This is a genomic window from Nocardiopsis potens DSM 45234 (assembly GCF_000341105.1).
GTDB lineage: Bacteria > Actinomycetota > Actinomycetes > Streptosporangiales > Streptosporangiaceae > Nocardiopsis_A > Nocardiopsis_A potens.
The window spans coordinates 40,144-64,817 of the sequence record NZ_ANBB01000027.1; the positions used below are offsets into that span (position 1 = coordinate 40,144).

The 24,674-nt window shown below is 75.4% G+C and carries 23 protein-coding genes; 10 read left to right on the forward strand and 13 right to left on the reverse strand.

Annotation, left to right across the window (positions count from 1 at the left end; all coding sequences use genetic code 11):
- Positions 1 to 304: 304 nt before the first annotated feature.
- Positions 305 to 1,210 (reverse strand): LysR family transcriptional regulator, encoded by a 906-nt coding sequence (locus D459_RS0110595; RefSeq protein WP_017592981.1) that lies wholly within the window; start codon positions 1,208 to 1,210, stop codon positions 305 to 307.
- 674 nt (positions 1,211 to 1,884) lie between these two features.
- Between D459_RS0110595 and D459_RS0110600 the strand changes: the two genes are divergently transcribed.
- Positions 1,885 to 2,937: a YeiH family protein gene (locus D459_RS0110600; RefSeq protein WP_081620518.1), complete on the forward strand. Its 1,053-nt coding sequence runs from the start codon at positions 1,885 to 1,887 to the stop codon at positions 2,935 to 2,937.
- Between the two features lie 37 nt (positions 2,938 to 2,974).
- Here the strand turns inward: D459_RS0110600 and D459_RS0110605 are convergent, their stop codons facing one another.
- Entirely contained in the window at positions 2,975 to 3,715 is a 741-nt protein-coding gene (locus tag D459_RS0110605; RefSeq protein ID WP_020380121.1) for an NUDIX hydrolase, read from the reverse strand.
- A gap of 87 nt (positions 3,716 to 3,802) precedes the next feature.
- Here D459_RS0110605 and D459_RS31330 point away from each other — a divergent pair, with 87 nt between their 5' ends.
- The 4 genes from D459_RS31330 (at position 3,803) to D459_RS0110625 (ending at position 8,051) form a co-directional block, all read left to right on the forward strand.
- Positions 3,803 to 5,554 (forward strand): hypothetical protein, encoded by a 1,752-nt coding sequence (locus tag D459_RS31330; protein ID WP_017592984.1) that lies wholly within the window; start codon positions 3,803 to 3,805, stop codon positions 5,552 to 5,554.
- Positions 5,555 to 5,559: 5 nt separating this feature from the next.
- Positions 5,560 to 6,480 carry a 5'-methylthioadenosine/S-adenosylhomocysteine nucleosidase family protein gene (locus tag D459_RS0110615; RefSeq protein ID WP_206540766.1) on the forward strand — a complete coding sequence of 307 codons (921 nt, stop codon included), beginning with the start codon at positions 5,560 to 5,562 and terminating at the stop codon, positions 6,478 to 6,480.
- Positions 6,481 to 6,570: 90 nt separating this feature from the next.
- On the forward strand, positions 6,571 to 7,242 hold the full coding sequence (locus tag D459_RS31335; RefSeq protein WP_017592986.1) for a hypothetical protein: 672 nt from the start codon (positions 6,571 to 6,573) through the stop codon (positions 7,240 to 7,242).
- A gap of 77 nt (positions 7,243 to 7,319) precedes the next feature.
- The gene (locus tag D459_RS0110625) at positions 7,320 to 8,051 is read left to right on the forward strand and encodes a DUF6882 domain-containing protein (protein ID WP_017592987.1); all 732 of its coding nucleotides are present in this window, start codon (positions 7,320 to 7,322) and stop codon (positions 8,049 to 8,051) included.
- A gap of 121 nt (positions 8,052 to 8,172) precedes the next feature.
- On the opposite strand, the gene D459_RS0110630 is transcribed toward D459_RS0110625, so the two are convergent.
- The 3 genes from D459_RS0110630 to D459_RS0110640 form a co-directional block, all read right to left on the reverse strand.
- Positions 8,173 to 9,339 carry an ARPP-2 domain-containing protein gene (locus D459_RS0110630; RefSeq protein ID WP_017592988.1) on the reverse strand — a complete coding sequence of 389 codons (1,167 nt, stop codon included), beginning with the start codon at positions 9,337 to 9,339 and terminating at the stop codon, positions 8,173 to 8,175.
- A 34-nt stretch (positions 9,340 to 9,373) separates the two neighbouring features.
- Positions 9,374 to 10,816 carry a hypothetical protein gene (locus D459_RS0110635; protein WP_017592989.1) on the reverse strand — a complete coding sequence of 481 codons (1,443 nt, stop codon included), beginning with the start codon at positions 10,814 to 10,816 and terminating at the stop codon, positions 9,374 to 9,376.
- Between the two features lie 746 nt (positions 10,817 to 11,562).
- Entirely contained in the window at positions 11,563 to 12,015 is a 453-nt protein-coding gene (locus D459_RS0110640; protein WP_017592990.1) for a MarR family winged helix-turn-helix transcriptional regulator, read from the reverse strand.
- A gap of 67 nt (positions 12,016 to 12,082) precedes the next feature.
- Here D459_RS0110640 and D459_RS31340 point away from each other — a divergent pair, with 67 nt between their 5' ends.
- The 3 genes from D459_RS31340 (at position 12,083) to D459_RS0110655 (ending at position 15,367) form a co-directional block, all read left to right on the forward strand.
- Entirely contained in the window at positions 12,083 to 12,784 is a 702-nt protein-coding gene (locus D459_RS31340) for a maleylpyruvate isomerase family mycothiol-dependent enzyme (RefSeq protein WP_241484996.1), read from the forward strand.
- Between the two features lie 415 nt (positions 12,785 to 13,199).
- Positions 13,200 to 14,774 carry a BCCT family transporter gene (locus D459_RS31345; protein ID WP_017592992.1) on the forward strand — a complete coding sequence of 525 codons (1,575 nt, stop codon included), beginning with the start codon at positions 13,200 to 13,202 and terminating at the stop codon, positions 14,772 to 14,774.
- 146 nt (positions 14,775 to 14,920) lie between these two features.
- Positions 14,921 to 15,367 carry a hypothetical protein gene (locus D459_RS0110655; RefSeq protein WP_017592993.1) on the forward strand — a complete coding sequence of 149 codons (447 nt, stop codon included), beginning with the start codon at positions 14,921 to 14,923 and terminating at the stop codon, positions 15,365 to 15,367.
- Between the two features lie 35 nt (positions 15,368 to 15,402).
- Here the strand turns inward: D459_RS0110655 and D459_RS0110660 are convergent, their stop codons facing one another.
- The 4 genes from D459_RS0110660 to D459_RS0110675 form a co-directional block, all read right to left on the reverse strand.
- Positions 15,403 to 16,155 (reverse strand): hypothetical protein, encoded by a 753-nt coding sequence (locus D459_RS0110660; RefSeq protein WP_017592994.1) that lies wholly within the window; start codon positions 16,153 to 16,155, stop codon positions 15,403 to 15,405.
- Positions 16,152 to 16,886 (reverse strand): ABC transporter permease, encoded by a 735-nt coding sequence (locus D459_RS0110665; RefSeq protein ID WP_241484997.1) that lies wholly within the window; start codon positions 16,884 to 16,886, stop codon positions 16,152 to 16,154. Before D459_RS0110665 ends, D459_RS0110660 begins: the two co-directional genes overlap by 4 nt.
- Before the next feature lie 65 nt (positions 16,887 to 16,951).
- The gene (locus tag D459_RS0110670; RefSeq protein ID WP_026120264.1) at positions 16,952 to 17,665 is read right to left on the reverse strand and encodes an ABC transporter ATP-binding protein; all 714 of its coding nucleotides are present in this window, start codon (positions 17,663 to 17,665) and stop codon (positions 16,952 to 16,954) included.
- Positions 17,666 to 17,828: 163 nt separating this feature from the next.
- Positions 17,829 to 18,464 carry a response regulator transcription factor gene (locus D459_RS0110675; protein WP_017592997.1) on the reverse strand — a complete coding sequence of 212 codons (636 nt, stop codon included), beginning with the start codon at positions 18,462 to 18,464 and terminating at the stop codon, positions 17,829 to 17,831.
- Positions 18,465 to 18,719: 255 nt separating this feature from the next.
- Between D459_RS0110675 and D459_RS0110680 the strand changes: the two genes are divergently transcribed.
- The gene (locus D459_RS0110680; RefSeq protein WP_241484998.1) at positions 18,720 to 19,715 is read left to right on the forward strand and encodes a sensor histidine kinase; all 996 of its coding nucleotides are present in this window, start codon (positions 18,720 to 18,722) and stop codon (positions 19,713 to 19,715) included.
- Between the two features lie 58 nt (positions 19,716 to 19,773).
- Here the strand turns inward: D459_RS0110680 and D459_RS0110685 are convergent, their stop codons facing one another.
- The 3 genes from D459_RS0110685 to D459_RS36135 form a co-directional block, all read right to left on the reverse strand.
- Positions 19,774 to 20,346 carry a TetR/AcrR family transcriptional regulator gene (locus tag D459_RS0110685; protein WP_081620519.1) on the reverse strand — a complete coding sequence of 191 codons (573 nt, stop codon included), beginning with the start codon at positions 20,344 to 20,346 and terminating at the stop codon, positions 19,774 to 19,776.
- 266 nt (positions 20,347 to 20,612) lie between these two features.
- Positions 20,613 to 22,001 carry an amidase gene (locus D459_RS0110690; RefSeq protein WP_017593000.1) on the reverse strand — a complete coding sequence of 463 codons (1,389 nt, stop codon included), beginning with the start codon at positions 21,999 to 22,001 and terminating at the stop codon, positions 20,613 to 20,615.
- Entirely contained in the window at positions 21,988 to 22,164 is a 177-nt protein-coding gene (locus D459_RS36135) for a hypothetical protein (protein ID WP_017593001.1), read from the reverse strand. The genes D459_RS0110690 and D459_RS36135 overlap by 14 nt, the downstream gene beginning before the upstream one ends.
- 133 nt (positions 22,165 to 22,297) lie before the next feature.
- Here D459_RS36135 and D459_RS0110700 point away from each other — a divergent pair, with 133 nt between their 5' ends.
- Positions 22,298 to 23,200, forward strand: coding sequence for an MBL fold metallo-hydrolase (locus tag D459_RS0110700; RefSeq protein WP_026120266.1), 903 nt, complete (start codon positions 22,298 to 22,300; stop codon positions 23,198 to 23,200).
- 163 nt (positions 23,201 to 23,363) lie between these two features.
- Here the strand turns inward: D459_RS0110700 and D459_RS0110705 are convergent, their stop codons facing one another.
- Positions 23,364 to 24,632: an FAD-dependent oxidoreductase gene (locus D459_RS0110705; RefSeq protein ID WP_020380123.1), complete on the reverse strand. Its 1,269-nt coding sequence runs from the start codon at positions 24,630 to 24,632 to the stop codon at positions 23,364 to 23,366.
- Positions 24,633 to 24,674 lie beyond the last annotated feature (42 nt).

A 24,674-nucleotide genomic window follows, 5' to 3' on the forward strand; every position in this document is an offset into this window, starting at 1 on the left:
GGGCAGGCCCCGGAATTCTAGATCCCCGCCGGGGGAGGGTTTTCCGGCGCCGCACGGCCCCACCGGAGCGCGCCCGGGACCGGGCGTCGCCGGCCCATGGGAGAGGGGCGCCCGGGGGCCGGCCGGTCGGTCCGCTCCGGTGGCCGGGAACGGGGAGAACACCGGGGCGCCGGTGGAGGAACGGCCCGGAGGACGAGGGGCGGCCCGCCCCGGCGGCCGGCAACGCGGGAACACCGGGGTGCGGACGGCGGACCGGCCCGGAGCGCGCCGGAGGGGAGACCCGGGGTCCGGGGCCCGGGGCGGGTCAGAGGCGTTCGGCGGCGATCCGGGTCAGGGCCTGTACCGGTGGCGAGGGGCGGGTGCGCGGGCGGTGGACGGCGCGCAGCGGGCGGCGCAGGTCGACGCCGGCGACCGGGACCTCGCGCAGCCGGCCGTCGGCCAGCTCGGCGGCGACGGCCAGCTCGCTGAGCACCGCCGGGGCGGCGCCGCTCTGCACCGCGACCTTCACCGCGGCGTTGGACGGCAGCTCCAGGGCGGGCGGCGCCGGGCCGGTGCCCAGGGAGCGGCGCAGCGCGTGCTCCAGAGTGGTCCGGGTCCCCGAGCCGGGCTCCCGGGTGACCAGCGGCGTCCCGGCCAGGGTGCGCGCGGGCAGCGGCTGCCGGCGCCGGGTCCACGGGTGGCCGGGGGCGGCGACCGCGATCAGCCGGTCGTGCCGGAGCAGCAGCGACCCCAGGCCGGGCGGCGGGTCCAGGCACTCCACGAAGCCCAGGTCGGCCGCGCCGCCGCGGACCCGCTCGGCGACGCCTTCGGAGTTGAGCACCTCCAGCGCGACCTCCACCTCCGGGGAGTGCTCGCGCAGCCGCGCCAGCCAGCCCGGGACCAGGTACTCGGCCACGGTCATGCTGGCGGCCAGCCGCAACGTCGCACTGCGCTCGCGGCGCAGCGCCGCCACGCCCCCGGTGAGGTCGCGCGCGGCGGACAGCACCGTCTGCGACCAGTCGGCGACGGTCCGGCCCTGCGCGGTCGGCCGGGACCCGCCCGCGCCGCGCACCAGCAGCGGCACCCCCAGCTCCCGCTCCAGGGTGTCCAGCCGGCGGCTCGCCGCCGCCTGGGTGAGCCCGGTCCGCGCGGCGGCCTTTCCGATGCTGCCCTCCTCCACGACCAGCAGGAACAGTTCCAGACTGGCGAGATCGGGCCAGGAGGACCCCATGCCGTGTCCCCCTTCCCCGCGATCGCGTCCGCCCTGCTCGGCGGGGCGCCCCGTGCACCCCGACCCGGGGATGATACGCCCGCCCGGCGCGTCGCGGCGGTCGCCCGGACCGGGGGCGGCGCGCGTTCTCGCCCGCCCCGCCCCCTGCCGGCGGCCCCGCCCGTGCACGCTCGGGGCGGTGCACTTCCCCGCGGCGGGGCCGGTCGCGGCCGGGGGAGGAGAGACGCCCGCGCCCCGCTGCGATCGTCCACCCGCGCGGGGTCGGGGCGGTCGTTCCCCGAGTGTGCGGAGAGGGGCCGTACCGGGGCCGGGATCGGTGCGCGTTCCCGTCCGGTCGATCCCGTTTCGGCGGTCTGCCCGCGCTGTCCGCGCTGCCCGCGCGGGGTCGGGGCGGTGTGCTTCCTGGGGCAGGGAGGAGAGAGTCCGTGCCGATGCCGGGGCCGGTGCATGTCCTCGTCCGGTCCACCCTGTTCCGGTGGTCCGTCCGGGCGGGGCCGGTGGTGCTGCTCGCCACGGGGGAGGGGCCCTGCCGGTCCGGGTTCCGAGTGTCGGGCGAGCGCTCCCGGCCTCCCGTCTTCGCTCCGGCGGGCGGGCGGCGGTCATGCAGCCACTGCATGGCCCGCTGCGGAACCGCCCTCTACCGGGGTGGTGCGGGCGCCGGGAGTGTGGTGGACATGACCCAGAAGACCGATTCGCCAGGTGTGTCCGAGCCGCGGGCGGGCGGCGCCGCGGCGCGCCTCCTCCCGCGCCGGCTGGTGCCGCTGCTGCCCGGGTTCGGGGTGGCCGCGGCCGGCGTCGCCGCCGCCATGGCCGTGCACGCCCTGCTGCCCGCCGCCGGGGCCCTCATCGTCGCACTGCTCCTCGGGGCGGTGCTGGCCAACACCGGGCTGCTGCCGGAGGCGGCCCGCCCCGGGCTGAAGGCGGCGACCCGGACGCCGATGCGGGCCGGCATCGTGCTGCTCGGCCTGAGCCTCTCCCTGCCCGACGTGCTGGCCCTGGGGTGGCCGGTGCTGCTGGTCGTCGCCGGCGGGCTGGCGGCGACCTTCGTCGCGACCGCCGCCCTGGGCGGGGCGCTGGGCATCGGCACGCGCCGCCGGCTGCTCATCGCCGCCGGGGTGTCGGTCTGCGGGGCGTCGGCGGTGGCGGCGGTCAACGACACGGTCGGCGGCGACGATGACGACGTCGCCGCCGCGGTCGCCCTGGTCACCGTGTACGGCACGATCGCGGTGCCGCTGCTGCCCGCGCTGGCCGGCCTGCTCGGCCTCGGCCCGGACCTGACCGGCATGTGGATCGGTGCCAGCGTGCACGAGGTCGGACAGGTCGTCGCCGCGGCCGGCGCGGTCGGCTCCGCCGCCCTGGCCGCCGCCGTCATCGTCAAGCTCACCCGGGTGGTGCTGCTCGCCCCGCTCATCGTCGCCCTCGGCCTGTGGACCCGCGCCCGCGGCACCGCCCCGGCCTCCGGCCGCCGCCCGCCCCTGGTCCCGCTGTTCGTCGTCGGCTTCCTCGCCGCCGCGGCCCTCGGCGGCAGCGGCCTGCTCCCCGCCCCGCTCCTGGAGACCGGCGCCGTCCTGCAGACCGTGCTGCTCTCCGCCGGCCTGTTCGGCATGGGCACCGGCGTCCACCTGCCCACTCTCGCCCGCACCGGCGGCCGCCCCCTCCTCCTCGGCGGCGCCGCGACCCTCTTCATCTCCGCGGCCACCCTGGCCGGCCTGGCCGCGGCGGCCTGATCGGAAGAAGCGGCCCGGCCGAGGGCAAGGGGGAGGCTCAGAAGGAGAGGAGCCGCCCCCTTGAGGCGTCCTCGGGCCGGTGTAGCGGAGGACTCAGCAGCGCGGCGCCCCCTCTCCGGTAAAGCGCGGCCGGGCGCCCCGCGTCCAGGATCCGCCGCTCGCCGGTGGCCTCGAGGAAGTCCTCGGCCCGGGTCACCTTCCGCCGGAAGTTGCTCGGGTCGAGGGCGATGCCCCAGACGGCCTCGTACACCCGGCGCAGCTCGCTCACGGTGAACGGCTCCACGCAGAACGCCGTGGCGACCGTGGTGTACTCCAGTTTGGTCCGGGCCTTCTCCAGCGCGTCCTGCAGGATCACCTCGTGGTCGAAGGCGAGTGAATCCGCCTCGGCGAGCGCCTCCTCGACCGGAACCCACCCCGCGGCACTGGCGTCCGTCCCGGCCCTGGGGGTGGGAAGGTCCGGTCTCAGGGCCAGGTAGGCGACGGTCACCACCCTGCCGCGGGGGTCGCGGCCCGGATTCCCGTAGGAGCGGAGCTGCTCCAGGTGGAGCCGACGGTCGTCCACGCCGGTCTCCTCTGCCAGTTCGCGCCGGGCGGCATCGTGCAGGGGCTCGCCGATCCGCACGTATCCGCCGGGAAGGGCCTGCATTCCGGCGAACGGTTCCTTGCCTCGTTCGATCAGCAGCACCTGGAGCTCGTCGCCCCGGATCGTGAAGATCACCAGGTCGACGGTGACCGAGGCCTGCTCGTGCTCTGCTCTGCGGTCGCGTTGGCCGCTCATGGCCACCCCCTAAAGGTCATCTTGACTAAAAACTATCCTCCGACTTACGGTCACTTCGACCTTAAGTGCGTCCAGTGAGGGGAGCACATGAGCGAGACCCATGTCCTGCCGGAGCGGCAGAAGGCTCAGGGGGCGGACAAGGACAGGGACACGGCGGCCACGCGGCACATGTGCGCCGGGGTCTACTTCCACCGGGGCTTCCGGGACCGGATCATCCGCAGCGTCCACAACGCGCCCTACTGGCGGGTCGCCCCGTCGTACGGATTCGACCTCGTCCCGGTCGTCAGGCACGCCTGGTACGCCTGGGGGCTGGACAACGCGCTGTTGGTCTGCGTTCCAACCGTTCTGACCTGCGCGGTACTACTCGGCCACGCGCTCGCCGCGGTCATGGCCGGCTGCGTACTCGCGTCGGGAGTGCTCCTCCGGTTCACCGTCCTCACCGGTTACGACACCTTGCGGCTGCGCGTCGACCGGACCGCCGAGAACTGGCTGGAGCGCGAGAAGAAGGGCAGGAGCGGCGGTTACCTCGACCATGAGAAGAGAAAGCGCCGGCTCCGCGGAATCCGCATCGGCGCCGCCGGTATCGCGGCGGTGTTGCTGGTGGCCTGCATGGTCGCAGACCAGCGGCCGGAAGAGGCCCTCGGCACTCTGGGGGCGGTTCTGGGCGTACTGGCGGCGGCGGGTCTGCTCGCGGGCGCGGCGCGCCAACTCCTGATCAACCGGGTGCACGGCAGGGCCGAACTCAAGGCGAGTCGGCTGCTTCCGCGGGAGAAGGCCGTCGACGAGCAGCAGAAGCACCACTGCGCGGTCTACCGGCGCTGGGAGCGCAAGGCCGGAGACGACGTGCTGGACGTGCTGAGGAACCGGGAGGAGATGACGCTCTTCGCCGGCTGCGGCGAACTCGCGCACTACTGGCCCTCGCCGCTGACCGTGCCGCTGCTGCGTGAAGAGGACGAGAAGAGGCAGTATCGGCGGCGCGAGTACGAACGGCCGCCCTTCGCGGCACATGAACTGGTCGACCACCTGAAACAGGCGTTCCGAAGCCTGGAGGACGACGCCGAGGACGTCAGGCTGGAGGGGATCGAGGCCTCCGACCGGCTCTGCGTTCCGGAGATCGCCGTCTCCGCTGACCGGACCCTCCTCAAAGAGCGGCTGCGGGAGGAGGACCTCGGTGCGGTCATCGACAGGCCCCGGGGGTCGGTCCGCCACTACCTGGAGGTGACGGTCCCCACGGAGGGCGGAGAGCTGTTCACGACGGTGCTGGTCGCGGTGACCGTCGAGGGAAGGGCGCTCAGCATCGGCTTCTCCGCCTGCGCCCTGGGCCGGACGCCCAAGGCGTTCCACCGGATCGACTCCTACGCGGAGGTCGGCAAGGCGGCGGTCGTATGGTCCGCGCTCAAGGGCGCCGCGGAACTCTTCACCGAGGCATGGCGGGTCATCCGCCTGCTCGAACTTCCGTTCACGGTCGCGGCCGCGCTCTGGGCGCAGAAAGACCGCACCCTGCGGCCGGTTCGCTGGATCCCGGTCGGAACCCGCTTCAGCGCGCGGGAGGAGGCGGCCCAGGAGTGGCGGGACGTCGGCAAAGGGGACCAGGAGGCGGTGTTCGCCCGGACCAAGGTGGTCGAGCAGCGCATCGTCTCCACCGTTGAGGACTTCCTGGAGGAGAAGGGGGTCGACACCTCCGAGTTCTCCGAGGCCGCAGTCCGGATCATCAACAAAGGCGTTTTCAACATGGGGGACAACAACCAGACCAATTACGCGTCCGGGCGGAACTCCCAGGTCAATTCCGGTCAGGGTGAGCAGAACCCGGGCGGGGACGAGCAGAGGAAGAAGGACTGAAAACGGTGAAGCGAATCGTGGGGAACAGCGGAGTGGTCAATTACGGCTCCGGGAACGTGACCAACTCGGCCGTCGGAGACGGGGCGACGGTGAACGTCGGAGGAGGCCTGCCCGAGGCCGGGGAGCGGCCGCGGCCGCGCCTCCAAGCGCCCCAGGAGGCGTGGGACGTCGGGATCGTGACCGTGCTCAGCGAAGAGACCGCCGAACTGATCAAGGCGCTCGGCCTGAAGCGCGACGAGGACGGGCCGCGCAGACCGTTCTTCTACACCGGAGAGGTCGCAGCGGACGGGAGGCCGGCCAGGGCCGTGGCGGTGCGGACGATCGGGCAGGGGCAGCGCGCCTGCATGGGGGCGCTGGAGAACCTGCGCCGCCACTACGACCCGGCCCTGCTGGCCCTGGTCGGGATCGGCGGCGGCGTGCACGACGGTGTTGCGCTCGGCGACGTCGTCGTCGGGACCAGGGTCGTCTACTACGACCTGCGCAAGGAGACCGGGCAGGGAACGCGCCACCGGGGAGAGGAGAGGGAGGCCCCGGCCGACGTCCTGCACTCGGTCAATGCCTTCTTCACCGAGCATGGCGAACCCGCGCTCCTTCCGGCCGCGTCCGCCGGGGGCACGCGGGACGGCGGCTTCAAGGCACACCACGGCCCCATCGGCTCAGGCGACGCCGTGATCGCGGACGAGGACAACGAGAACCGGCGCTTCCTGCGCGGCTACAACGACAAGGTCCTCGCGGTCGACATGGAGGCCGGCGGGCTCAGTCAGTTCTGCCAGGAGAATTCGGTGGGATCGGGGCGAACGCCCGGCTGGGTGGTCGTGCGCGGGATCAGCGACCACGCCGACCGGCGGAAGGGCGACTCCCACCACGCTGCGGCGGCGCGGAACGCGGCTTCGGTCCTGCGGCGACTCATCCCCTACCTCCTCTGACCCGCCGGTCGGCACGAGACCGGAACCGCCGCGGGCCTCTCGCCGGAACGGCGGGCGGCCCGCGCACCTGCTCCGAACCGAGGGGTCGACATGGCGTCTTTCATCGTCGGAGTGCTGAGCTCCCTGGCGGCTTCGCTGGTCGCCGTGGCCGCGAGCTGGATGCTCTCCCGCCATGTGCGGGGAGCCGGGGTGCGCCTGCTCGCCAGGGCCACCGGGGTCGGGATCGACCGCTTCTACCCGCACCAGAAAGAGGCCGAGGCCGATCTGGTGGAGGAGATCTCCCGGGCCCGCTGGCTGAAGGTGGTCGCCGGGCGGGGAAACGAGTTCACCCGCGGAATGCTGGCCCGGGCCTGGCAGGAAGGCCGCCTGGAGAGCGCGCGGTTCCTCCTTCCCGCCCCGGGGGGAGGCCGGGACTCCTGGCTGCACCGGAGGGAGTCCGCCGTGCGCCGCTCGGATCCCGGCCTCTACGAGGGGATGCTGGCGGAGCAGGTGCGGACCAACGCCCACTACCTCACCGAACTCGGCGAGGAGCAGGGCGGGGTGCAGGTCCGCTTCTACGAACTCCCCAACACGCTCCGGATCGTGCTCACCGATCGGGCCGCCTTCATCACCTTCTACCGGGAAGAGGAGCACGGTCGGGACTCCCCCTGCATAAGGGCTCCGTTCCCCGGTGCCCTCTACGAATTCGCGCGGGACTTCTTCTCCGCGGTCTGGGAGGCGGGAAGCGGACCGCCGAGGGCGGAGCCGCCTCTGGACGCATGAGGCCGCCGGAGGCGGCCCGGGACCCTCCTCCGGAAGCCAGTCCCCGCCCGGGCCGGATGTCGGGAGGGGCCGGTAGTGTGCGCCGCGTGCAGAACACACTCACTCTGGCGAACATCCTCGACGACGCCGCCTTCCTCTCCCTGGAGCACCAGCTGCACCTGGAGGACGTGCTCGGCGCGCACAACTGGTCGGTCGACCTGCAGGAGCAGCGGTTCGCCTTCGACGGCGAGCGCCCGCTCCAGTGCACCCGCTTCCACCTGCTGGGCAGCGCCGCCCCCGGCCCCGGGTCGTGGCTGTGGGCGTGGGCCAACTCCTCCATCCCCGGGCCGGTCACCGAGCTCTCCGCCTCGCTGCGCGACTTCGGCGCCAAGTACGGCATCGCGGAGCTGGCCGACGCGGAGATCCCGTTCGACGGGCTCCCCCAGGCCCAGGGCGATCCGAACCTCGTCGCCTCGGTCTTCCTGGAGGCCGCCAAGGCGATCACCGGGAACTGGACCTCCTACACCGGGGACATCGGCGGGGGCACCCGGGCCGCGTTCCTCATCGAGCACCCCGACTTCCGGCTGCCGGCCCCCGAGCCGGCCCGGGTCATGCGCGTCCTCCAGCAGGGGCTGGGCGGGCTCCGGCTCCACGACCACCGGCGCGCCCTGTGGAGCTACGCGCAGCGGCGCGGCCTCAGCGCCGCCGTCGCCCCCGAGGACGGCAGCTTCCACTTCTCCTTCCCCGGCTTCACCGCCACGGTCAGTTTCGACGAGCTCAACCGGGTCTCCGACATCAAGGGGACGATGAAGGGGCAGCAGCAGGGGTGAGCCCCGGCCGTGCCGGGGCCGCCCTTCTCCCGATGATCTTGGCGTTGCGGGGGTATCAGAGCGCTCTGATACCCCCGCAACGCCGAGATCATCGACCGGGGCGGGTTTCCCCGCGGCGGCCTCAGGGGTCGGCGCGGCCCGCCCGGTACCGGTCCAGGATGTCCCGGCGGAGCAGGTGCCCCAGGCCGGCGCGGTCCAGCCGGGCGATCAGGCCGCGCCGGTCGGTGCCCAGGGCGGCCGCGGCGCCGTCGAGCCGCCAGTCGGCCGCGGCCAGCCGAAGGATCAGGTACCCGCGCCGGGTCTGCGCCGCGGAGAGCGCGAACGTCTTCAGGTACGCCAGCCGGCCCTCGGCGTCGGTGACCGCCTCCCCGATGTGGTTGCCGCGCGCCGGGTCGAACGGAGGCAGGAACCGCCACAGGGTGAACCCGCCCAGGCGGTACACCCGGGTGAAGGCGTACTGCGGGTCGGTGAGCGGGGCGAGCATCGCCCCGTCGTGGAAGGCGGTCCAGGAGGCCCGCTGCTCGGCCAGCGCGGCGCGCAGCCCCGCCAGGTCGGTGACGCCGCGGGTGCGCAGCGGGGCGTACAGGTCGGGCGGGGGCCCGGCGAACAGCGCGTTGCGGTAGACCGCCTCGCCGAACATGTCCAGCACCAGGGTGGGGTGGAGCAGACGGTAGTCCTCGGGGTGCGGGACGGCGAAGACCGAGGCGAGCTCGTCGCCGACGTAGAGCGCCACCCCGCACTGGCCGGGCACGATCTCGAAGGTGCGCAGCGCCTCCTCCATGCCCGGCACGGACAGTCCCAGGTAGGAGGCCTCCTCGCGGGGGGAGAGGCCGCGCCGCAGCGTGTCCCGCGACCACTCCTGCCAGGCGATGTCCGGGCCGCCGAAGTGCAGGCTGAGCAGGCCCTCCATGGCCAGGTGCAGGGGGAGGAAGCGCAGCCGGGCCCGGTCGGTGCGCTGCACCTGGCGGCGGAGCCGGGCCACCCGGATCCGCGGCGGCGGCTCGGCCCCGGCGCCGTCCCCCGCGCCGCCCCCCGCGGCCGACAGCCGGGTGCCGTAGGCGGCGGACGGGCCGTCGTCGCCGTCCCAGGAGGCGACGTAGGCGTGCGGCACGAACGCGGTGTAGCGGGGGCGCCGACCGGAGCCGACCACCGCCGCGTCCGCGCCGGTCAGCGCGGGGTGCAGGCGCAGCCCGGGCATGGGCTCCGGGCGCAGCAGCGGCACCAGCCGCACCGACCCGCGAACCTGGGCGGCGCCGGTGTGCAGGCCGGTGGTGTCGATGGCGGTCACGGGGTCCTGCCTCCTCGTCTCGGCGGCCGGGGGGTCATCGCGGCCGGTGCGCCCCGGCCGCAGGGGCGGCGATGTAGGCGGCGACCCGCCGGTCCAGGTGGGCGCGGAGGTCGGCCAGGCCGGAGGAGCCCTCGCCGAACCGGGCCAGCTCGACCAGGGACGGCAGCGCCGCGGCGTCGCGGATGCCCACCACGGGCACCGACGCGGAGAGCGGGGCGGTGCCCAGCCGCTCGGCGTCGACCACCGGGTTGAGGTGGACCGCGGAGACGGTCCGGTCCGGGTCGATCCGGGTGCGCCAGGCGTCCAGCAGCGCCGCGGGCACCGGCGGGCAGTCGTCGTGCCCGTCGGAGACGATGACCAGCCGCTCCGGCCGGGTGTCCAGGGCGTCCAGGATCCGCTCGACCAGCGGGCTGGAGCCCAGCGGGCGGACGGTGAGCGCGTCGGTGCGCCCGGACAGCCAGTGCGCGGTGTAGCCGGGGGACAGCTCGGCCATGAGGAAGTGGCAGGCCAGCGCCACCGCCAGCGGGCGGTTCCGCTTCACCGGGGAGCCGAAGGAGGAGTAGCTGTCGTCCAGCACCGCCGCGGTGGGGCCCCAGGTCCCGGCGTGCGCGCCGGCGGTGCGCCGGGCCGAGGCGCGCAGCGCGCCGGTCAGCTCGGCGCGGCGCTCCTCGCGCTCCCGGACCGGCAGCGCGAGCACGTAGGAGCAGAGCCGGGTGAGGTCGGCCCGGCCCAGGTCGTAGCCGGTGGGCAGGGCGCGCTCGCGCATGTCGCGGTCCATCCGCAGCAGCTCGCCGGAGGTCGCCGAGGCGCGGGCGCGCTCCAGGAACCGGTCCCGGGGCACGCGGTGCCGGGCGGCGAACCCCGCGGCCACGGTGAGCGGCAGCCCGTAGGCGGCCTCCATGCTGTACCGGGCGCTCCGGTAGGCCTCCAGGACCGGGGTGGCGAACGGGCGGGTGCGGCGCCCGGCGGCGAAGCAGAAGTCGGCGAGCTCGCCGGGCAGCCGCAGGTGGGCGTGGCGGGCGGCGGCGGTGAGCCCGGAGCGGTACTTGACCGCGTCGAACGCCGGGTCCGGGCGGTTCCGCAGCCACCGGGCGATGACCGCCCGGGTGCGGCGGTTGTTGACCCGGTCGGCGGCGAGCCGGCGGAACAGCCGGTAGGCGCGCTGCGGGGGCAGGTCGGCCAGGCGGCGGGCGATCAGCGCGCCCTCCTCGGGCAGCGCGGCGGCGCCGGGCGCGGCCGGCTCGGAGAGCAGCCCGTGCACGATCCGCGCGGCGTTGTGGTCGTTGACGTCCAGGGCGAGCGCCGCCGCGTACAGGTCCCGGTAGTTGACGCGCACGTAGGAGTGGAGGAAATCGAGGGTGAGCCGCTGCTCGCCGGGGCCGTCGAGGAACTCCCGCTGCCCGGTGCCGCTGATCGCGGCGTTGGTGAAGCGCAGGACGTCCTCGCAGGCCAGAAGGTCGGCGTAGGTGTCGGTCATGGACGCTCCGCTGATCGGTGGGGGAGGCCGGCCGGGGAAGTGGAGGGGCGAACTGCGTGATGAGCGCTTAAGAGGCGATATCCGGAAGTCGCACCGGAGTCCCACGGCCGGCCCGCCCCGAGGCTAGCAGCGGGGTTTCCCGGCGGTCACGGCGTTTTCCGGCCGCCCCGGGCCCCGGCGCACCGCACGGCCCGGAGCGCGGCCGGGCCGGGGACGCCGCCCCGGCCGGGCCGGGGACGCGGTCCGCTCGGCGCGACCGGCGGGAAGGGGCCCTCGCACGGGGGATCCCGCCGGGCCGCGCTCTGTGCACTGGCGGGCGATCCGCTCAGGCCGGGCCTTCCCCGGCCGCGCGGTCGGCGGGAGCGGGCGCCACCGCCCGTTCCGGCCCGGCCCCGGCGCGCGGCCGCCTCCCGCTCCCCGCTCGCTTCGGGCCCGGCAGCAGAGCGCCGCCTCTGCGGTCAGGGGCGGGCGGCCGGCCCGGAAGGAGGCCGGCGCCCTCGCGGCCGGCGGGCGTGCCGCAGGCGGGGCGGCCGTGTCGGGGCCGATGGCCGGGAGGCGGCCGGGGCGTACGGGCGGCTCCGCCGGCCCCGTCGCCCCGGCCTGCTCCGGCCGGACGTCCTCGGCCCGGGGCCGGGCGGTCGGCGGCCCTGCGCGGTCCTGCCGGGAGCGCCCGTCGCCGGGCGGCCGCTGCGGCGGGGAGCCCGCCGAGGGCCCCGGCCGGGGGCGGAGTCCTCCCGGCGGCGGTCTCAGGCGTAGGGGTCGGTGGCGGCGCGCAGCCGGGTGAGGATGCCGCGCAGCCGGTCCATGTCCTCGGCGCCCAGGTGGGCCCGCCACTCCGCCTCCACCTCGGCGACCGCCTCCGCGGCGCGCTCGGCGGCCCGGCGGCCGCGCTCGGCGACGCGGATCAGCCGGGCGCGGGCGTCGGTCGGGTCGGGGGTGCGCTCCACGTACCCCATTCCCTCCAGCTGGTCCACCAGGTACCCGGCGGTCTGCTTGGTGACCTGCGCCTGCTCGGCCAGGTCGGTGAGCCGGGTGCCGTGCGGGCCGACCCGCTGCAGCACCCGGGCCTGAGCGAGGGTGAAATCGGTGAAGCCCGCCTCGCGGAGCGCGGCGAAGACCCGGTTCTCCAGCGCCCGGTACGGGATGAACAGCAGGAGGCCGGTGTTGAGCCCGGCGGGCTCCTTCTCGGTGCGTGCCATGCGCCCCCCATTGACGCCGGTGCGGACATCTGATCAAATGGTCAGAGATTCTTACTATATCCGGTGGGTGCGGAGCACCCGCCGCCGCCCCTGGGGGCGCGCCATGGACGAGGCGACGATCTGGCAGGCCATCACCGGGCAGCGGATCGAACTGGCCGATCTGCTGGACGGGCTGACCGATGAGCAGTGGGAGGCGCCGTCGCTGTGCGCGGGCTGGCGGGTGCGCGACGTCGCCGCGCACCTGGCGATGACCAGCAGACCGCCCGGCCTGGCGGCGATCCTGGCCGGCACGGTGCGCGCGGGCGGCAGCATCGACCGGTTCAACCGGGACGCCGCCGTGCGCTACGCCGCCGCCCGCCCGGCCGCCGCACTCGCCGCGGAGCTCCGGGAGCGCGCCGGCTCGCACCGCATCCCGGCGGTCACCGACCACCGCAACATCCTGGTCGACGTGCTGGTGCACGGGCAGGACATGGCGGTCCCGCTCGGGCTGGACCGCCCGGTGCCGCCGGGGCCGGGCCGCGCCGCCGCGGACCGGGTCTGGTCGATGGGGTGGCCGTTCCGGGCCCGCCGGAGGATGCGCGGCTTCCGGCTCACCGCCACCGACACCGACTGGTCGGCGGGGAGCGGGGCCGAGGTGCGGGCGCCCCTGGCCGCGCTCCTGCTGCTGCTCACCGCGCGCCCCGCCGCCTTCGACCGGCTGGAGGGGGCCGGAGCCCCCGCACTGGTCCACCGGCTGAGCAGGGGCGCACTCCACCGGGCCCGCCCCTGATCCGCCGATGGGGGAGGAGGCGGGCACCGGAAATGCGCCCCGCGCCCCCGGCCCTCCCCGCGCCCGCCGTCGGGGCACGCCTCCCCTCGGCGCCCCGGACGGACTCCGAGGCGCCGTGCGCGTCGAAACGCGCCGGGCGGGTGGGATACGGCACGTCGCGGCGGATCCCCTTGTCAGCAGGGCGGGAAGGGGGCGGGTGAAACGCGCCACCCGCCGCGGCCGGACTGCTCTGGCTAGCATGGGCGTTTTGCCGGAAGCCCCTGGCTTTCCCTGACTGTCACCGGCCGCGTGCCGGCGTCCGCAGACCGACGTGCCATTCCGGTCGCGGACGGACCCCGAGGAGTGTCCTCCAATCACCACGATCGACGAGCGGCGTTCGCCCCTGCCCCGAACCGGGCGCGCGGACGCCTGGGTGATGGCCGTCAGCGGCGGCCTGCTCGCGGCCTTCGTCGCCGCGGCCCTCATCGCCCCCGGCGCCACCGGATCCGCCGTGAGCGCCGCCTTCACCTGGTCCGCCGACTGGTTCGGCGCCTTCTGGCAGCTGCTCCTGACGGCCACCGTCGCGGTCGCCGCGGTGCTCGCCTTCTCCCGCTACGGCCGGGTGCGCATGGGCGGCACCGGCAAGCCCGAGTTCAGCCGCTTCAAGTGGGTCGCCATGGTGCTGACCACGCTGCTCGCGGCCGGCGGCGTGTTCTGGGCGGCGGCCGAGCCGATCGCCCACTACACCCAGGCCCCGCCGCAGTACGCCGACTCCCTGGACGGGCCGATGGCCGACGTCGCCGTGGCGCTCGCCCAGACCTTCACCCACTGGGGGCTGGCCGCCTGGGCCATCGGCGGCTCGCTCGCCACCCTGGTCATGATGCACGGCGTGCAGAAGGGCATGCCGCTGCGCCCGCGGACGCTGCTCTACCCGCTGATGGGCGAGCGGGTCCGGACGCACTGGCTGGGCACCGCGACCGACATCGCCTGCGTGGTGGCGACCGTCGCCGGCACCGTGGGGCCGCTCGGCTTCCTCGGCCTGCAGGTCTCCTACATGTCGGGCACCCTCTTCGGCACGCCCGACGGCTACGCCGTCCAGGTGGGCATCATCCTCGCCCTCACCGCGGTCGCCGCGGTCTCCCTGCTCAGCGGGATCTCGCGCGGGATCCAGCTGCTGAGCAGGATCAACGTGTGGGTCGCGCTCCTGCTCGTGCTGGCCATCGTCGCCCTGGGGTCGGCCGCGTTCGTCGCCGACGCCTACCTCCAGGCGAGTGCGGTCTACGTCCGCGAGTTCACCGCCATGTCGCTGTTCCGCGGAGACACCGAGTGGCTCGCCTACTGGACCGTGTTCTTCTTCGGCTGGTTCCTGGGCTACGCGCCGATGATGGCGATCTTCATCGCCCGCATCTCCCGCGGCCGCACCGTCCGCGACATCTTCGTCGGCGCGACCGTCCTGCCCGCGGTCGTCACCAACGTGTGGTTCAGCGCCCTCGGCGGCACCGGCCTCTACCTGGAGCGGCAGCAGCCCGGCGTGGTCTCGGGCCCCTACGCCGAGCACGGGCTGCCGGCCGCCGCCATGTCCATCATCCAGGCGCTGCCCTACACCGCGGTGCTCGGCGTGATCATGGTGGCCGTGTCGCTGATCTTCTTCGCCTCCACCATGGACACCATGTCCTACACCATCTCGACGTCCAGCATGCGCGACGGCGAACCCTCCAGATGGGTCCGGCTGTTCTGGTGCCTGGGCATGGGCCTGGCCGGCGCCGCCCTGCTCGGCGTCGGCGACGGCGGCGTCGACGCGCTCCAGTCGTTCATCGTGGTCGCCGCGGTCCCGGTCGGCTTCATCCTGCTGCCGACCCTGTGGACCGGCCCGCGCGTGGTGATGGAACTCGCCGCCGAACAGGGCATCACCGCCCCGCGCCGCTCCGCGCCCACCGCCGAGCAGGCCGCCCCCGCGGAGCAGGGCGAGGCGGAGCACCAGGAGCCCGCCCCGGCCGCCGCCGGCCGCTGACCTCCCGCCCCCGCGCCGCGCCCCGCCGCCCCCGGCGGGGCGCGGCGCTTCCGTTTCCCGGTTCCCCGTCCGGGACGGCCCCGGTACCCTGGCGCCTCCCCGGAGGACTCTGCCCGCCCCCGGCGCCGGTGGAATCGAGTGGAACCGTGAGCGACGACACCCTCTCCGTCATCCCGTCCGACCCCGACTGGAGCCCGGGGCCGGACGCGGCGCGGCGCGCCGCGTCCGCCGCCGCGGCGGCAGCGGACGGGGACACCGAGACGACCTGGCACGAGGGGATCGCCCTCATCGACTGCGGCGCGAACCTGGAGCGGATCGGCTGCCCGGGCTGCGGTGCCGCGATCGCCCCGGAGCAGTGGGCCGACCTGGTCGGAGCCTGCCATGAGAGCGGCTTCGCCGACCTCATGGCGGAGCTTCCCTGCTGCGGGGCGGAGACGCCGCTGAACGCACTGGACTACCGCTGGCCGTGCGGCTTCGCCCGTTTCGAGATCAAGGTCTGGAACCCCGTGCGCGCCTGGCTCACCGAGGAAGAGCTCACCCGGATCGGCGGGCTGCTGGGGCACCGGGTGCGGCAGGTCAGAGCGCACCTCTGAACCCGGACGGACGCCTCCCTGGAATCCGGGGCGGGTCAGGCGTCGCGGCGGATCAGGGCCGCTCCGTACCCGGTGAGGGAGAGGAGGGCCCACAGCGCGAGGGCGAGCGCGGCGGTCCCCGGCGGGAGTTGGTGCACGTCGTAGGCGGGGGTCCCGACCAGGCTCAGGGCCGCCTGGTCGGGCAGGAACCGGAGCCCCGCGGGCCACTGCAGGGCACCGGTGGCGACGACGACGGGGAGGGTGATCAGGATCCCCAGGGGTGCGATCGCGCTGCGGAGAAGGCCGGCGAGGCCGAAGGCGATGGCCGACATGAGCACGTAAACGGCGACCCAGCGCCCGAGGTCGAGGAGGAGCCCGCCGGCCCCCAGCCCTGCCGAGATCCCGATGATCAGCCGCGCGGGGGCGAGCGCGGCGACCGCGGCGGCGAGCGCCGCCGCGATCATCGCGGCCGTCTTCCCGAGCAGGAGGACGCGCCGGTCGGGCGTCGCGGCGAGGCTCATCCGGAGCTGCCCGCCGCGGTACTCGCCGGCCGCGGCGTGCACGGGCAGGACCAGGAACGCGTACACCGGGGCGAGCATGAGGGTGCCGAAGGAGGAGAGCGTCGACGGTCCCCGGGCGCCCCCGGTGTAGAAGGCCGTGCCCGACGCGTCGATCACCGCCAGAAGGGTGTTCACGGCCGCGGCGACGGCGAGCAGGGCGACGGCGACCGGATCCGTGGCGATCTTGACGGCCTCCGCGGCGATGACGTCGCGCCGGCGGATCTCGGGCGGTGCGGCCGCTGCGCTCATCGGGCGTCCCTCCGCTTGACGGCCAGCGTCGCGGCGGCGGTGGCGGCGAGCGCCCAGCAGGTCAGGACGGCCGCGCCGTGTCCGGCACTGCCGGTCAGGGGGGCGCCCGCATCGCGCCCCTGCAGCAGGAGGTTGCGCGCCGCGCTCAACGGCAGGAACGCGTCCGCGGCGGGCGAGACCACTGCGACGATCTGCGCCATGGTCAGCATGATCAGGAGCACCACCGCGACGACCCCGGTCGGCGTGCGCCGGCCGATGAGGGTGATCCCGGTGCCGATCAGCGTGAACGTGACGATGAACAGCAGCAGGCGGGCCTCGGTGGCCAGCATCTCCGGGCTCCACAGCATGCCGGGGTTCCAGCCGCCGACGGCGGCGTAGGTGAACGCCGCGGCGATGGCGATGCACACGGTCCCGAGCGCGAGCGCATAGACCGCTGTGGCGAGGAACTTGCCCAGGACCAGGCGGGTGCGGTCGGGCACGGCGACCACGCTCAGGCCCAGCTGCCCGGCGCGGAACTCCGCGCCGGCGATCACCGCGCCGAGTATCGGGAAGAGGAGGCCCGGATTGAAGACGCCGACGCCGAGCGTCTGGCGGAGTTCCGTTTCGGCGTGGACGAGCCGCCCGTCGACCTCGGCCATTCCGTCGGGCCGCACGCCGGCGACCGTGTCGATGTTGAAACCGAGGGTCTGGTACTGGAAGAAGACGTTGAGCGCGAGGACGGCGCCCGTCATGATCCAGACGCTCGGGAGGGTCAGAGCCTTCGCCAGCTCGGAGCGGATGATGTCCGGCACGCCGATCACCGGCTCTGCCCGGGTCGGCCGCCGGTCAGCGAGAAGAACGCCTCTTCGAGCGAGGCATGCCCTTCGGTGACCTCGGCCAGGGCGCCGTCCGCGATGATGCGGCCCTTGTCGATGATCACGATGTCGTCGACGGTCTCCGCGGTCTCGCCCATCAGGTGGCTGGAGAGCAGCACGGTGTTCCCCTGGTCCGCGTATCGCCGCAGGAACGTGCGGACGGTGCGGATGCCCTCGGGGTCGAGGCCGTTGACCGGCTCGTCGAGGACGAGGATGCGCGGCTCTCCGAGCAGCGCCGCGGCCAGGCCCAGCCGCTGCCTCATGCCCAGGGAGTACTTGCCCACCCGCACCTTCGCGGCCTCGGAGAGGCCCACCGTCTCCAGGACCTCGGAGATCCGCCGGGACGGGATGCGGTTGGACCGGGCGATCCAGCGCAGGTGGTCGACCCCGCGGCGCTCCGGGACCGCCGAGGCACCGTCGAGCATCGCACCGACGGTCCTCAGCGGCCGCCGTATCGACGTGTACGGTCGGCCCTCGATGAGCGCCGTCCCGGACGTGGCCCGGTCGAGCCCCAGGAGAATGCGGAGCGTGCTCGATTTCCCCGCTCCATTCGGACCGAGGAACCCGGTGACCCGCCCGGGGGCGGCGGTGAAACTCACCCCGTCGACGGCCGTTTTCGGCCCGTACTTCTTTGAAACGTTCTTCACTTCGATCATCGGCACCGGTCTTCCTCGGTCGGACGCTTTCTCCGTGCGGGTCCAGCATCACGCGCGCGGGTCCGCCGTGCTGACACCCGAAAGGGGACAATGGGAAAAGCGCGGCGGGATCGACCGGCGGGGCGGCGACCGGCGGCGCCGGCCCCGGAAGGCCGGTCGGGTCTCAGCGGATGACGCCCGCCTCATAGGCCAGGGCGACGAGTTGGGTCCGGTTCCTGGCCCCGAACTTCTCGAACATCCGCCGGAGGTACGTCCGCACGGTCTCGTTGCTCAGGTGCAGCTCGTCCGCGATGTCCTGGCTCCGGTACCCGGCCGCCAGGAGCCGGCAGATCTTCGCCTGCTGCCCGGTGAAGGACGGACGCCCCCCGCCCGCTCCGGCGCGGCCGGGGCCCTCGCCGGCGGGCAGGAGGCCGGCCAGGCGGGACGCCACGTTCAGCGCCAGCGACGCGTGCCCCGCATGGACCGCCCTGACGGCGCTCAGCACCCGGGCGGGCGAAGCGCTCTTCAGGAGGAAGCCGGCCGCGCCGCAGCGCAGCGCCTCGTGCACGTATTCGTCGCGGTCGAACGCCGTGAGCACCACGGTCCTCGTGGGCAGGGAGCGCCGGTGCAGGTCGCGGACGACCTCGATCCCGGTCGGCCCCGGCATCTCGACGTCGAGCAGCAGGACGTCCGGTTCCAGCCCGGCCAGGCGCTCGGCGAGCCCTTCCCCGGTCCCGGCGGAACCGACCAGGTTCAAGCCGGGGACCTTTTCGAAGAACCTCTCGTAGGCGCGCAGGAAACCGGCGTCGTCGTCGGCCATGAAAACGTCTATGCTGCTCCCGGCGGAAAGGCCGCCCTCGGCTCCGCCCGCGCTGAAACCGGTGCCGTCCGTCGGAGCGGAGGAATATGAATTCGATGCCTGCACGTTCATCTCCCTCCGCGGAAACGGCTCGCCGGTATCGGGGGCAGGGATGCTAGCACGGCGGCCGCGCGGGTCGGATCGCCGTTCCGGGGCCGGCGGGTGAAGAGAGGGCGCCGGGGCGCGCCGGGCCGGCGCGCCGCCGCGTCCTGGCTCGTGGACGCCGCCGTTTCGGCGGCGGCCGTGCTGGTCTTCTGGGTCCCCCCGGTCCTCGCCCTCGACGGGGGAGGGCAGCGGCTGCTCGGCGCCACGGCGGCCGGCTGGGCGGTCTCGGCCACCACCGACCCCATGATCGGGGCGGCCTGGTGCCTGTACCCCCTGGCGCTGCAGCACCGGTCCCGGAAGCGCGCCGCCGGACCCGTCGCCGTCGGGGTCCTGGTGGCGGCCGCCCTCGTGCTGGGGATCAGCGTGCCGGAGGGCGACCCGGTGCAGCGGGCCGTCTTCGGGCTCGGCGCGATCGGCGCCGCCTGGCTCCTCGCGCGCAGTGAGGCGGAGCGGGCCGCCGCCGTCCGGCGGGCGGAGCGCGGGCGGGTCGAGGCCGAGCAGGCGCGGAGGGAGGCCGCCATGGCCCGCGAGGTGCACGACATCGTGGGGCACGCGCTGAGCACCATCAGCGCCGAGGCGGGCGTCGCGCGCGCCGTCTCGCACTCGGACAAGGGGGAGATGCTCGAAGCCCTGGAGGACATCGAGCACCGCTCGCGCGCCGCGCTGGAGGAGGTGCAGGCCCTGGTCCGGTCCCTGCGCAGGCGCGACCGCACCGCACTCGGCGGCGGGCGCGGCGCCGCCGCGCTCCGCGAACTGGTCGCGGCGGCGAAGGTGAGCGGGGTGGACGTGGACGCCCGCATCGACCTGCCGGAATGCAGGGACGAGACCGTTCTCGCGGCCACCCGGGTGGCCCAGGAGGCGCTGAGCAACATGGTCCGGCACGCGGCGGCCGAGCGGTGCGAACTCATGGTGGCGCCGGTCGGGGAGCGGCTCGTCGTCCGGGTCGACGACGACGGCAGGGGAATCCCGCCCGGCGGGCGCGCCGGGTCGGGGATCGCCGGGATGCGCGAACGCGCCGAGTCGGTCGGCGGCCGCCTGACGGTCTCCGACCGCCCGGGAGGAGGGACGCGCGTCCTGGCCGAGCTGCCGCTGCCGGCACAGGACTGAGCCCTGCGCGCCGTGCCTCCCGGGCCGCCGGGGCCGGCCGGTATCGCCCGGCGCGGGGCTAGCGGTCCGGCGTCCGGGCGGTGAGCAGGTCGGCGACCAGGCCGCGGGCGTATCCGGCGTCGAGGCCGCCGGGGCGGAAGAGGATGCGGTACATCAGGGGCGCGACGACCCGGTCCAGGACGGTCTCGACGCCGGGCGCGTCCTCCCCCCGGTCGGCGGCGCGGGCGAGGACGGTCTCGACCTGCTCGGCCGCATAGGACGAGCACAGGACGGGGTTGCCGCCCTCCGGGTCGCCGAGCAGGGCGTCGCGGACGTAGGTCCGGCCGGGAGCGGAGCCCATCTCCTCCAGGAACCGCTCCGCCCAGACCGCCAGGTCCTCGGCCAGGCCGCCCAGGTCCTCCGGGGGCGCTTCGGGGCGCAGCCGCTCCACCGCCACGTCGGAGAGCAGCCCCTGCAGGTCGCCCCAGCGGCGGTAGACCGTCGACGGGGTGACCCCGGCGCGCGCCGCGATGAGCGGCACGGTGAGGGCGTCGCGGCCCGACTCCGCCACCAGATCGCGCACGGCGGCGTGAACCGACTGCTGGATCCGGGCGCTGCGCCCGCCTGGGCGTACGGTCGGTCTGCTGGGCATGGCGACACTCTAAGGCAAAGAATTCGCACGAGGGCCGGGGAGGACGGGGCCGATCCCCGGCCGGGCGGCCGCGTCCCGTGCGGAGCGTGCGCGACGAGGGCCCGCCGGCGCCGCAGACGGCCCCTCGCGCCGCGTTCCCGCAGGCGGCAGCCGGTGCCGGCGGGCCGACCGGGGCCCGCGCCCTTCCTGCCGGAGGCGCGGGCCCGGCCGTGCCGGGCAGGTCCCCGTCCCGGCCGAACCCGGGGCGAACGGGCCCGGGGAGGGGATCAGCGCACCGGTGCGATCCCCGGACCGGGTTCGGCCAGCTCGTAGGCGTGCCCGATGCGGAGCAGCACCGCCTCGGCGAAGGGGCGGCCGAGCAGCTGCATCCCGATCGGCATCCCCGCCCCGTCCCGGCCGACCGGTACGGACAGCGCGGGCACACCGGTGACGTTCGCGGGGGCCGACAGCCGCACGTAGGCGTCGGAGACGCTCTCCACCGAGCCGTCGGGCCAGGTGAGCCCTTCCTCCCCGGTGCGCACCGCGGTCACCGGGGTGGCCGGCGCGGCGATCGCGTCGACCCCCTCCAGCAGCCGCGCCCACTCCCGCCGCATCAGCGTCCGGGCCCGCTGGGCCCGCAGGTGGTCCCCCGCGCTCAGCCGCGCCCCGGCCTCGAGGAGGAGGCGGACGTCCTCCCCGTACAGCTCGGGCGCCGTGCGCAGCGTCGGCTCGTGGTAGGCGGCGGCCTCCGGGGCCACCAGGCCGTGCAGGACCGCCTGGGCGTAGCGGGCCAGCGGGATCTCGACCTCGACGGTGCGGGCGCCGAGCTCCTCCAGCCGGGCGACGGCCCGCCGGACCGCGGCCTCCACCTCCGGGTCCACCCGGTCGAAGTAGTGGTTGCGCGGCACGCCGACGCGCAGCCCGGTCAGGTCCGGGTCGGGCCCCGGGAGGAGGTCCGCGGCGGGGGCGGGCACCGACGCCGGGTCGCGCGAGTCGTGTCCGGCGAGGACGGACAGCGCCAGGGCCGCGTCCCGCGCGGTGCGGGTGATCGGGCCGACGTGGTCCAGCGACCAGGACAGCGGGGTCACGCCGTGCCGGGAGACCAGGCCGTAGGTCGGCTTGAGGCCGACGGCCCCGTTCAGCGCGGACGGTACCCGGATCGACCCGCCGGTGTCGGTGCCCAGGGCGAAGGTCGCGCTTCCCGCCGCCACGGCGACGGCCGATCCGCCGCTGGAGCCGCCGGCGATCCGGCCGCGGTCCCAGGCGTTGCGGGTCTGCGGGGTGATGAGCCCGTAGGCGAACTCGTGGGTGCGGGTCTTCCCGATCGGGACGGCGCCCGCCGCCAGCAGCCGCCCGGTGACCTCGGCGTCGGAGCGCGCGCGGTGACCCTCCCGGACCCGCGAGCCCGCCCCGGTGGGCCTGCCCGCGACGTCGATCAGGTCCTTCAGTCCGACGGGGACGCCGAGCAGCGGGCGGAACCGCCCGGCCGCGGCCTCGCGCTCGGCCCGCCGCGCCCCGGCGCGCGCGGATTCGGCGTCGACCGAGGCGTAGGCGCCCAGGCGCGGCTCGACCTCCTCCAGCCGCTCCAGGACCGAGTCGACCAGTTCGACGGGGGAGAGCCGCCGTTCCCGCACCGCCTTAGCGGCGTCGGCGAGGGAGAGCTCATAGGGCCGCATCGGTGCGGGCCTCCTCTGCGCGGTAGGCGGCGGTGGGCGGTGTGTCGGCGAGGTCGAGCTCGCGCAGGAGGGCGACGACGGAGCGGAGGTGCTCGGCGGCGGCGGCCACCCGGGCGTCCCGGTCGGCCTCCGGCGGTACGGGGCCATCCGGTGCATCCGGCATGCGGGGGTCTTCCCTTCCGGTCGGTGAAGAACGGGGCGGTGCCCGTAAAAGCTAAATATTTGCGTTAGTGGAGTGTAGGGACCTAGGGTCACCGGAGGCAACCCGCCGCGGCCCACCAGGAGGAGGTCTCCCCATGCGACATGGCCGGACTGAGAGCACGCCGTTCTGGGATGTGGGAGGGGTGCGGGTGCACCGCATCGACGAGACCCCGCTCCCGCCGCCGACCGGCCCCTGGCTGCTCCCCGGCGCCACCCCCGATCTGGTCGCGGAGGAGGAGTGGCTGCACCCCGCCTACGCCGGCGGCGACGGCCTGCTCCGCCTGGACAGCCACGGCTTCGCGCTGGTCGCGGGCGGCAGGCGGATCCTCGTCGACACCGGGATCGGCAACGGGAAGACCCGGGCGAATCCGGCCTGGAACGGCCTGCGCACCGGCTACCTGGAGCGGCTCATCGCCGCCGGGTTCCCGCCGGACTCCGTCGACCTGGTGGTCCTCACCCACCTGCACACCGACCACGTCGGCTGGAACACCCGCGAGCGGTCCGGCGCATGGGAGCCGACCTTCCCCAACGCCCGCTACGTCGTCTCCCGGGCCGAGCGGGACTTCTGGCGGGGGTATGAGATGGACGCGGCGCGGCGGCAGATGTTCCGCGACTCCGTGGACCCCGTCGAGGAGGCGGGGCTGCTCGACCCGGTCGACGTCCCGGCGGAGGGGGCCGAGGCCGCCCCGGGCGTGCGCCTGCTGCCCACCCCCGGGCACACGCCGGGCCACGTCGCCGTCCGGGTGGACGGAGGCGGCGGGACGGCGCTGATCACCGGCGACTGCGTCCACCACCCGGTCCAGCTGGCCCGGCCGGATCTCACCAGCTGCGTCGACACCGACCCGGAGCAGGCCCGGGCGGTGCGCGGCGCACTGCTCGACTCGCTCGCCGGCACCGGGACCCTCCTCCTCGGCACGCACTTCCCGCCGCCCACCGCGGGCCGCGTGGTCCGGCACGGCGGCGGCTACCGGCTGGAGCCGGTCCCGCCGCGCCGGTGAGCGGACCGGGATGAGCCCCGGGCGGCGGCGGGGCCGGGAAGTCCCTTCCCGCAGGCTCCGCTCGGCGGTTCCGGGCCGAGCCCGCGTCCGGCGGGGCCGCCCCTCCCCGGACGGGCCGCCCTGCGGCCGCCGCGACCCGGCGGCCGGACCGGGCCTTCCGGGGTCAGTCCCGCGGGCCGTCGGCGGGGACGGCGCGTTCCGGGGGCAGCCAGCCCATGACGCCGTCGGTGGCGCGGGCGAGCACCGCCGGGGGCAGGCGGCGCATCAGCCCGTTGCGCAGCGACTGCCGCCACCCGCCGCCCAGGTGCGAACCGAACCGGCCGGCCTGCACGGAGGCGCGGGCCAGCGCCCGGCACCGGGGCCTGCGGGCGGCGTCGAAGGCGGACAGCGCGGCGGACAGGCCGCCGCCGGCCGCGACCGGGGCCCCGACCAGCAGGCCGGTGCAGAGCCCGTCCTCCAGCGCGGTCGCCGCGCCCTGCCCCATCGTGGGCAGGGTGGCGTGCGCGGCGTCGCCCACCATGACCACCCGGCCCCGGGCGTAGCGCGGCAGGCCGCCGGGCAGGTGGTGCACGTCGTGGCGGAGCAGGGCGGAGGGCGGCGTGGCGGCGACGATCCGCTCCACCAGCGGGTCCCAGCCGGCGAACCTGCCGGAGGCGGCGGCGGACTCGTCGTCGAACCGGGTGCGCTCGGGCAGCCGCACGTACCCGTACCAGTACGTCTCCCCGCCGTGCACCGGCATCACGCCGAACTCCGCGTGCGGCCCCCAGAACTGGCGCAGCGAGCCGTCGCCCGCGAGCTCCGCGGGCAGGCCGGTGACGACCGCGCGCCAGCTGGAGTAGCCGCTGTAGGCGGGGCGGCGGCCGGGGAACAGCGCCGCGCGCACCGCGCTGCGCACCCCGTCGGCGCCGACGACCAGGTCGGCGGGGAACGACCGGTCGCCGGCCCGCACCACCGCGCGGGCGCCGCCCGGTTCTCCGGGGCGGACGCCGGTGACCCGGGCCGAGGTGACCAGCTCCGCGCCCGCTGCGCGCGCCCTCTCCAGCAGCGCGGAGTGCAGCCGGCGGCGGTGCACGCCGACCAGCGCGGTCGTCCGCCGGGTCTCCGGGTCGTCGGGGAAGCGGAACATCGGCCGCCCGCGCATGTCCAGGGTGCCGCTCGCCCAGGTGGGCGCGCCCAGCCCGGCGATGGCGCCGTCGTCGAACCCCAGGCCGCGCAGGGCGGCCGCGGCGTTGCGGGTCAGCGCGACGCCCGCCCCCACCTCGCCCGCTTCCCCGGCCCGCTCCAGCACGGTGGTGCGCCAGCCCTCGCGGGCCAGCGCGGCGGCCGATGCCAGGCCCGCGATCCCGCCCCCGACCACCACCGCGGTCAGCTCCTGCATGGCTTCTCCGATCTCCCGTTCGGCGGCCGCCCCGCTGGCCGGCCCCTCGTTCACTACGATGGTAGTGGCATTCGGTACGAGAGTAGTGAACGGGGT

What these genes read in the sequence shown, in the direction of transcription:
- D459_RS0110595 (WP_017592981.1), bottom strand. Translation starts at nt 1,210, where the DNA reads ATGGGGTCCTCCTGGCCCGATCTCGCCAGTCTGGAACTGTTCCTGCTG.
- D459_RS0110600 (WP_081620518.1), top strand. Translation starts at nt 1,885, where the DNA reads ATGACCCAGAAGACCGATTCGCCAGGTGTGTCCGAGCCGCGGGCGGGC.
- D459_RS0110605 (WP_020380121.1), bottom strand. Translation starts at nt 3,715, where the DNA reads ATGAGCGGCCAACGCGACCGCAGAGCAGAGCACGAGCAGGCCTCGGTC.
- D459_RS31330 (WP_017592984.1), top strand. Translation starts at nt 3,803, where the DNA reads ATGAGCGAGACCCATGTCCTGCCGGAGCGGCAGAAGGCTCAGGGGGCG.
- D459_RS31335 (WP_017592986.1), top strand. Translation starts at nt 6,571, where the DNA reads ATGGCGTCTTTCATCGTCGGAGTGCTGAGCTCCCTGGCGGCTTCGCTG.
- D459_RS0110635 (WP_017592989.1), bottom strand. Translation starts at nt 10,816, where the DNA reads ATGACCGACACCTACGCCGACCTTCTGGCCTGCGAGGACGTCCTGCGC.
- D459_RS0110640 (WP_017592990.1), bottom strand. Translation starts at nt 12,015, where the DNA reads ATGGCACGCACCGAGAAGGAGCCCGCCGGGCTCAACACCGGCCTCCTG.
- D459_RS31345 (WP_017592992.1), top strand. Translation starts at nt 13,200, where the DNA reads ATGGCCGTCAGCGGCGGCCTGCTCGCGGCCTTCGTCGCCGCGGCCCTC.
- D459_RS0110660 (WP_017592994.1), bottom strand. Translation starts at nt 16,155, where the DNA reads ATGAGCGCAGCGGCCGCACCGCCCGAGATCCGCCGGCGCGACGTCATC.
- D459_RS0110665 (WP_241484997.1), bottom strand. Translation starts at nt 16,886, where the DNA reads ATGACGGGCGCCGTCCTCGCGCTCAACGTCTTCTTCCAGTACCAGACC.
- D459_RS0110670 (WP_026120264.1), bottom strand. Translation starts at nt 17,665, where the DNA reads ATGATCGAAGTGAAGAACGTTTCAAAGAAGTACGGGCCGAAAACGGCC.
- D459_RS0110675 (WP_017592997.1), bottom strand. Translation starts at nt 18,464, where the DNA reads ATGGCCGACGACGACGCCGGTTTCCTGCGCGCCTACGAGAGGTTCTTC.
- D459_RS0110685 (WP_081620519.1), bottom strand. Translation starts at nt 20,346, where the DNA reads ATGCCCAGCAGACCGACCGTACGCCCAGGCGGGCGCAGCGCCCGGATC.
- D459_RS0110690 (WP_017593000.1), bottom strand. Translation starts at nt 22,001, where the DNA reads ATGCGGCCCTATGAGCTCTCCCTCGCCGACGCCGCTAAGGCGGTGCGG.
- D459_RS36135 (WP_017593001.1), bottom strand. Translation starts at nt 22,164, where the DNA reads ATGCCGGATGCACCGGATGGCCCCGTACCGCCGGAGGCCGACCGGGAC.
- D459_RS0110700 (WP_026120266.1), top strand. Translation starts at nt 22,298, where the DNA reads ATGCGACATGGCCGGACTGAGAGCACGCCGTTCTGGGATGTGGGAGGG.